Source organism: Arthrobacter sp. Soil736 (assembly GCF_001428005.1).
Lineage (GTDB): Bacteria > Actinomycetota > Actinomycetes > Actinomycetales > Micrococcaceae > Arthrobacter.
The window spans coordinates 21302-27828 of sequence record NZ_LMSB01000042.1 but is presented as its reverse complement, the minus strand read 5'-3'; the positions used below and the strand labels follow the sequence as shown (position 1 = coordinate 27828).

Annotated in this window: 7 protein-coding genes; 4 read left to right on the top strand and 3 right to left on the bottom strand. The window is 63.4% G+C overall.

Features of this window, described 5'->3' with window-relative positions; all coding sequences use genetic code 11:
* Positions 1 to 371 precede the first annotated feature (371 nt).
* Positions 372 to 500 carry a hypothetical protein gene (locus ASG92_RS30350; protein WP_277310173.1) on the top strand — a complete coding sequence of 43 codons (129 nt, stop codon included), beginning with the start codon at positions 372 to 374 and terminating at the stop codon, positions 498 to 500.
* 149 nt (positions 501 to 649) lie between these two features.
* On the opposite strand, the gene ASG92_RS21045 is transcribed toward ASG92_RS30350, so the two are convergent.
* Positions 650 to 1054, bottom strand: a complete 405-nt coding sequence (locus ASG92_RS21045; RefSeq protein WP_056632912.1) for a hypothetical protein — start codon at positions 1052 to 1054, stop codon at positions 650 to 652.
* Between the two features lie 207 nt (positions 1055 to 1261).
* Here ASG92_RS21045 and ASG92_RS21040 point away from each other — a divergent pair, with 207 nt between their 5' ends.
* Positions 1262 to 1648, top strand: coding sequence for a hypothetical protein (locus tag ASG92_RS21040; RefSeq protein WP_056632908.1), 387 nt, complete (start codon positions 1262 to 1264; stop codon positions 1646 to 1648).
* Positions 1649 to 2494: 846 nt separating this feature from the next.
* On the top strand, positions 2495 to 3973 hold the full coding sequence (locus tag ASG92_RS21035; protein ID WP_056632907.1) for an FAD-dependent oxidoreductase: 1479 nt from the start codon (positions 2495 to 2497) through the stop codon (positions 3971 to 3973).
* Positions 3974 to 4267: 294 nt separating this feature from the next.
* Here ASG92_RS21035 and ASG92_RS21030 read toward each other — a convergent pair whose 3' ends face one another.
* Both ASG92_RS21030 and ASG92_RS21025 read right to left on the bottom strand, forming a co-directional pair.
* A complete protein-coding gene (locus ASG92_RS21030; RefSeq protein WP_056632906.1) occupies positions 4268 to 4678 on the bottom strand; it encodes a hypothetical protein in 411 nt (136 codons plus the stop codon).
* 4 nt (positions 4679 to 4682) lie between these two features.
* Positions 4683 to 5201, bottom strand: coding sequence for a DUF2231 domain-containing protein (locus ASG92_RS21025; protein WP_082579646.1), 519 nt, complete (start codon positions 5199 to 5201; stop codon positions 4683 to 4685).
* Between the two features lie 251 nt (positions 5202 to 5452).
* Here ASG92_RS21025 and ASG92_RS21020 point away from each other — a divergent pair, with 251 nt between their 5' ends.
* Positions 5453 to 6082 carry an NAD(P)-binding domain-containing protein gene (locus tag ASG92_RS21020; RefSeq protein WP_056632900.1) on the top strand — a complete coding sequence of 210 codons (630 nt, stop codon included), beginning with the start codon at positions 5453 to 5455 and terminating at the stop codon, positions 6080 to 6082.
* Positions 6083 to 6527: the final 445 nt, after the last annotated feature.

Genomic DNA, 6527 nt, shown 5'->3' with positions numbered 1-6527 from the left:
AGGAAATAGAGGGGAACAGCGTAAGGCACGCCAATAATTTAGTGGCTACAAATGGTGATACAAAAGAAGGGCCCCGGCCCGGAAACTCAACGATCCCCGGGCCACGGCCCCACGTAACTTCGGGTTAGTGCCTCATCGAGACGTGGAAATTCAGGGGAGAAGGACTTGCCGGTCGAAGGGGTTAGTGTGCCCGGGATGAGCTGGATCGATCAATCTGGACAGCCGCCCTTCCTGCCCGAGCTCACTTTTTGGAGGCCGTCATGCCAAGTCCGGCGCGACGGTCCCGCTTCTCGGTGAGGGTCGGCCGCGCATCCTACACATGTGGAGATAGGAATTCGTCCCGCGGCAAGAGCGTATAGAAAGTCCAGGCCATGAAGTTCACGTTCATTGCAGTCGGACTGGCCGTGGCCGGCATTAGTCTGATCGGCTTGGTCACAGTCACGATGGGGACCTGGGTAATGGCGACGCTCCAAAAGATCCGTACCGAGGAGCTCGCCTAAGAGGAAGACGACGACTTGGAACTAGAGCTCATCAAGGTCCGCACTCGAGGGGAAGAGCTTTGTGCGGCAAGATACTGTTCAAGCTGACCATGTTCGGGTTGCGCAAGCTCTAATGCCTCGGCGAAGCCGGGAGGGTGGAACCTCCCGGCTCATCGACTCCTGCTGGCCCGCCGGTAGCGCTCGTGCGCCTTGCCGACCTGCTCCTGCCAGAAGTCCATCTCGTCCTGCCGGGACGGATCGAAGAAGTGCTCCTGCTCAGCCAGCTTGAAGAAGCCCTTGCCCGGGCCGTTCTCTGCCATGCGCTTCACCAGCGACGTGAGCATGAAATCCGGGTTGATCGGCCAGTCCTGGATGTCGATGCGGCCGAGCAGTTGGCCCATCTCGCCGCGGCTCTGGTCAGTTGTCAGGTCGAACCCGGCAAGTCCGGTTGCATCCATCAGGGCTTTGTTGAACTCGCCGTAGGTAGTCAGGCCGCCGTCACGGGCGACCCGCTTCAGGATCTCGTGCCCTTCGACGACCAGTTCTTTCAGTTCTGATTCGGTACGCTCCGCCATACTGCCCTCTAATCGTCTTGCGGCCAGCCTAACAGCGGCCGTTGCAGGGCTCGGGGAGGCGGCTCGCCGGGGCAAGGAATTAGGCATGTCGGGAAGACGCGTTCCGGATTCGACAGTAGTTGTCCTGGCAACACTGTCGACGGCACATAAAGTCAGATGAGAGACTGTCGCGTTGTGGTGGCCGCCAATTGATGAAGTGGGGAATTCATGAAGATCAAGGTTTTGGCCACGGCGCTGGGGGGTGCCGCGCTGCTCTCCGGCTGCGGCGCAACCGTGCAAAAGGACGCCTCGTACAAAGACGTTATGGCTCTGCGGGACGCGTACGTGGCCGCCGCAGTCGTGAAGGACCCGAAATGCGAGGACAAGCCCACCCAGGACGCGAAGGCTGACCAGGGCTGGCAGGCAACAACGTGTGGCGCCAACACCGTCCTCGTGACCTTCGACAACAGCGCTGCTCTGGAGAAGATGGTAGCCCAGGACGTGAAGTTCAAGGAGGCCAGAGACGCCATCCTTGTCGGTCCCAACTGGGAGGTCCGAGGCCCCGAGTTCGAGGTCAAGGATCTTCAGGCCAAGCTTGGCGGCCAACTGAAATAGCACGCCGACCCGGGGAGCTCTCCGGAGCGGTCCGTACACATTGGGAGCATGACGCTAACCCACCTGCCAGGGGTGGAAGAAGAGATCCCCTCCGACGAGATTCCCCTGCCCGCGCAGGTCATCTACCTGCCCTAGTAGGCACCTGCTTGATAACGCGTTCCTTCCCAGATCACAACGGTGCCGGCACGGGTTTCAATCAGGCCGTCGAGCCGAACCCGTCCAGCGCTTCCGGGCCGGCCGGTATCGAAGCCGCAACGAGAACGCCACGCCGAGCACGTTTCAGCCCAAAGCGATCCCTCGACGATAAACCTGTGGCGTTTCAATCGGCCCAAGTTTCGGGTCTGAGTCGTCGGGGTAGCATCGGGTTCTCCTTCTTGGTGTTTCGGCGCTGGGGGCGGGCAGAATGGCCCAAGGCGCCACGCTGGGGTTGACTTTCTTGGCGTAAGGCATTGACTTGAGACCCAAGGTGACCCGGCTCCCGACACGCGGCCGGAGGAAGAGCTCGGACGGGAGCTGGCGACACGATCATCGGGAACGAGCGCAGGCCAAGGGATCGCGGCCCGCCTCAGCGGGATGGAAGTCCATGCAGATCCTGGCAGAGACATCGGCAAAGGGGCCGAGCTCGCCAAGGAGTTCAACGCCCCTGCGGGCAGTTGCCACGGCGGTGCCCGCCCGACAGATTCCGCTCCAGATTCTTCTCAGTCCAGCATCGGGATGTGATGGCCTTCGGATCTCGAAGGCCGCGGGCCGATGTGACTTCGGAGTTGGGGGGAACTCTGTATTGTGGTTCACCCTCTTGGGGAGTCTTGCATTCCACCGAGCGACACATGAAACGCAGGAGGAGAGATGGCCGAGAAACCTGACCGCAGTGCAGCGTCGCTGTGGCTCGGCACGGCACCGACGACGGATTATGCGGCCGTATCCGGGGACGTGGAAGTCGACGTGGCAATTCTGGGCGGAGGGATCGCCGGGCTCACCGCAGCGCTGGCGCTCAAACGCCGGGGTCTCACCGTTGCCGTCGTCGAGGCCGGACGGATCGGCAACGGCGTCACCGGGAGCACAACGGGAAAGGTCACGTCGCTGCACCGCCTTGTGTACACCGAGCTTGCCGCCTCGCATGGCCCCGACATCGCGCGCGCTTACGGCCAGGCGAATCAGCAGGCGATCGACCATGTGGCCCGGACCGTGGCGGCCGAGAGCATCGACTGCGATTTCCGGAAGGTGTCCAACTACACCTGCACGGAGGATCCGGAGGCCCTGGGAAGGCTCCGTGACGAGGCCGATCTCGCCGCCGAACTAGGGCTTCCCTCGACCTACACGATCGACGTGCCATTGCCGTACGAGACCCGGGGCGCGGTGCGCTTCGATGACCAGGCACAGATCCATGCCGTGAAATACCTCCAGGGTCTTGCCCGCGCAGTACACGGCGGCGGCAGCTTCGTCTTCGAGGAATCACCGGTCCGCCACGTCCGCGATAGATCCCCCGCTGAAGCCGAAACGGACGGTGGCATCATTCGCGCCCGGGACATTGTCGTGGCAACAAATCTGCCGATCGGGGATGGCGGCCGATTTGCCGAGCGCTGCCTCCCGCACCGCTCGTATATTGTCGGGAGCCCCGCCACGTCCCTCGGCGCCGATGCAACGTTCATTAGCGCCGACGAGCCTCTGCGCTCGATCCTGACGACCGTGCAGGACGGTACGCACTACCTATTGGTGGGAGGCGAAGGCCATCCACTTCCCAGCTCTGGCGGATCGGCCGAACGGTTCGACCGGCTGGCCGCCTTCGCACGGGACCGCCTGGGAGCCGGCGAACCGGCATACCGCTGGTCGACCCAGGACGCGATGCCCACGGACGGCCTCCCTTTCGCGGGGCCGATCAGTCCAGCCTCCCAGCACGTCTTCGTGATCACGGGGCTGCGGAAATGGGGGCTGACGAACGGCACAGCGGCGGCGCTCGTCATCGCTGATCTCGTTTCGGGCCACGCCAACCCATCGGCAGGTCTCTTCGACACCAACCGGACCGTTCCGTTGAAGCCGCCTCCGTCGCCCGAGGCGCCGCCGACGGAACCTCCCGTCTTGAAACCGGGACAGGGATCGGTCATCGACGCCGACGGGGAGAGGCTGGCCGTCTACGCCGACACCGAAGGAACAACTCATTCGCTCTCGGCCACATGCACGCATATGGGCTGCACCGTCCAATTCAATTCCACGGACTCGACGTGGGACTGCCCCTGCCATGGCTCGAGATTCTCCCTCCAGGGGTCCGTGATCCAAGGCCCCGCAGCAAAGGGCCTGCCTGGGCGCGGTGGAGCGGAGCCTGTTTGAGTGTCTCGTTGGAGCTGTGGATATCTCTCCAAGGAACCGGGATACTGCTCGGGCTCACGACCAGGAGCCCAAGGACACGGCTGCCAGCCGAAACGCTGCGGAGGAACCGGAGCTTGGGGCAGGCACGTCGAAGGCAGCTACGGCAAGGCAGGCAGACAGCAGGCCGGCACGCCGAGCATGAGGAAGGCCAGTACGCCGCGCCCGACGTTGGCACAAGCAACGGTTGATGGACCCCGGCGTCACTTCGGAGGAAAGGATAACGACAGGCCAACCCCGACGACCTGGACCGGGAACTCAGGATCCGCCGATGCCGAGGGCGGTTAGCAGCACCAGCACGATGGTGGTGACCGCGAACAGGCCATGCACGTAGACGAGCGGGACCGGAAGATGCGCTTCCGGGGTGGTCTCCTTGCGGCTGCGCCTCCAGCGCAGGAACATCACATCCCCAAGGATGGCGACGATGACCAGCAGGCCGAAAGCGATCCAAGTCAGGACGTCGATGTCGATGATGAGGTACACGATCCACAGGACCAAGCCACTGGCCGCGAGCAGGAAGTGGCTGAAGATCAGCGGCGGTACGAGTCGCGTCGGGATGCCGGCATCACCTTGGGCGGGGCGCAGCCCGCCTCTGCTTAGCCACATGCCGAGCATGGTGAACCCCAGGCCTGCGGTAATGATCCAGGTGACGAGCGCGGCGATGCCCATGGAATTAGTCCTTCGCTGTAGAGGTGGGGCCGAAGCCGGCGGCCTGGTCCTTTTCGTCGGCGACGCGGACACCGTATTGGAAGGCGAGTTTGCCGCCGAGGTACCCGGAGACGCCAAGTGCGGCGACACTGAGCGCCGACAAGACAATCAGCCCGGCCGGCACGGGCCCGTGCTGGCCGAGCCTGAGGAGGAAATTCACCAGGTAAGCGATGGTGATGGTGAGGTTCAGGCTCATGTGTACCAGGGCGGTGCGGAAGGCCCGGGTGCCGGTGGGGATGGCGAACAGGTCCAGGAATCCGAGAAGGGCGGCGGCTGCCGCGCCCAGCACGCCGACGGCGATCAGCCACCGTGACCCTGTCGCCAGTGCGGCAGCGTCGCCGCTTGCGATGAGGGAGCCGAGGTCGAAGACGAGGCTGGCCACCCACGCCCCGATCGGCACCGTGACCAGGATGGGGTGGAACGGGTGGCCGTAGGGACCGGCCAGGACTGTAACCGGTTCCTTGGCCCGAGGCATGTCATCCATCAATACCTCCCCTTGGCAGACAATAACGGGCCGCAGCTACGAGACGATCATGGCCTTCCGCCGGGGCTATTTCAATGACGACCGCCGGGCGTGTTCTGCCGCGAGAACGGATGGGACGGGAACGGAGGCAGGCAGCGCCTGCCGGCGCGCCCCATTGGGGTTGACTTTTTGGGCGTAGGGAATTGACTTGAGACCCAAGATGACCCCGGCTGCCGACACGCGGCCAAGGGCTGAGTTCGGAGGAGTTGGCGATGACAGACATCACGATTATCGGGAACGGGAAGATGGCGCGGGGGCTTGCGGCCCGCGCGGCAGCGGCGGGAAAGTCTGTGCAGATCCTGGGCAGAGACATCAACAAAGCGGCCGAGCTTGCCAAGGAGTTCAACGCCACCGCCGGCAGTGCCACCGAGATACCCGCCGGACAAATTGTCGTGCTCGCTTTGCCGTTCGACGCCGCGAAGGAAATTGTATCCCGCTACAACGATGCCCTCACGGGCAAGGTGGTTGTCGACATTACCAACCCTGCCAACTACGAGACCCTTGATTCGCTCGTGGTCGCACCCGGTACCTCGGCCGCCGAGGAAATCGCCGCCCTCACCGGTGCCGATGTCGTCAAGGCCTTCAACACCACATTCTCCAGCACCATGGCGGCAGGTAAGGTATCCGACCAGCCGCTGGACGTCTTCATTGCCGGAGATTCCGCGGAGGCCGTCACCGCCGTCTCGGAGTTCGTCACGGCTTCCGGGATGCGCCCGATCAGCGTCGGCGGGCTGCACCACGCGCGTGAGCTTGAGGGCTTCATGCTGCTGGTAATGGGCATGCAGGCCAACCCCGACCTCCCCGATTTCAACTGGAACACCGGGCTCAAGATCCTGAGCTAGCAGCCCCAAGGAACTAGTTAACCGTGCTGTTGACTGCCATTGCCGGCGTAGTGGCAAGCGTAGGGCCGGGCAAAAAATAATGTGTCAGATGCCCGGCCGTATGTGGAGGCTGTGCCGGCTCTTCGAGGTCGGCCCGGCGGGCGGCTGACACTGATGCGACCTCCCACGCGAAACCGTCCGGGCCGAGGGCGTGACGCCGTTTCGAGGATCACTTTCCTTATGCCGTTGGAGTACGGGCTTCCTCTGGTTCAGGGGCGGTGAACTGCAGCGCTACTTGGCGCGTCTTCCGCAGCGCTTAGCGGCCGGAGGACGCCCGTTTGAGGGTCCAACGCGCATCCAGAAGTGCTTTTGAGTGCCCGCGTCACCGCTGGCCTCGACACGCCCGTTTAACCTGTGACTGTTAACGGAGAATGGCAGTTAAACGCAGTTCAAGATGGCGGTTTTC

Bases quoted from the DNA above. Each gene is read 5' to 3' on its own strand.
- ASG92_RS30350 (WP_277310173.1), top strand. From the start codon at position 372: ATGAAGTTCACGTTCATTGCAGTCGGACTGGCCGTGGCCGGCATTAGT.
- ASG92_RS21045 (WP_056632912.1), bottom strand. From the start codon at position 1,054: ATGGCGGAGCGTACCGAATCAGAACTGAAAGAACTGGTCGTCGAAGGG.
- ASG92_RS21040 (WP_056632908.1), top strand. From the start codon at position 1,262: ATGAAGATCAAGGTTTTGGCCACGGCGCTGGGGGGTGCCGCGCTGCTC.
- ASG92_RS21035 (WP_056632907.1), top strand. From the start codon at position 2,495: ATGGCCGAGAAACCTGACCGCAGTGCAGCGTCGCTGTGGCTCGGCACG.
- ASG92_RS21030 (WP_056632906.1), bottom strand. From the start codon at position 4,678: ATGGGCATCGCCGCGCTCGTCACCTGGATCATTACCGCAGGCCTGGGG.
- ASG92_RS21025 (WP_082579646.1), bottom strand. From the start codon at position 5,201: ATGGATGACATGCCTCGGGCCAAGGAACCGGTTACAGTCCTGGCCGGT.
- ASG92_RS21020 (WP_056632900.1), top strand. From the start codon at position 5,453: ATGACAGACATCACGATTATCGGGAACGGGAAGATGGCGCGGGGGCTT.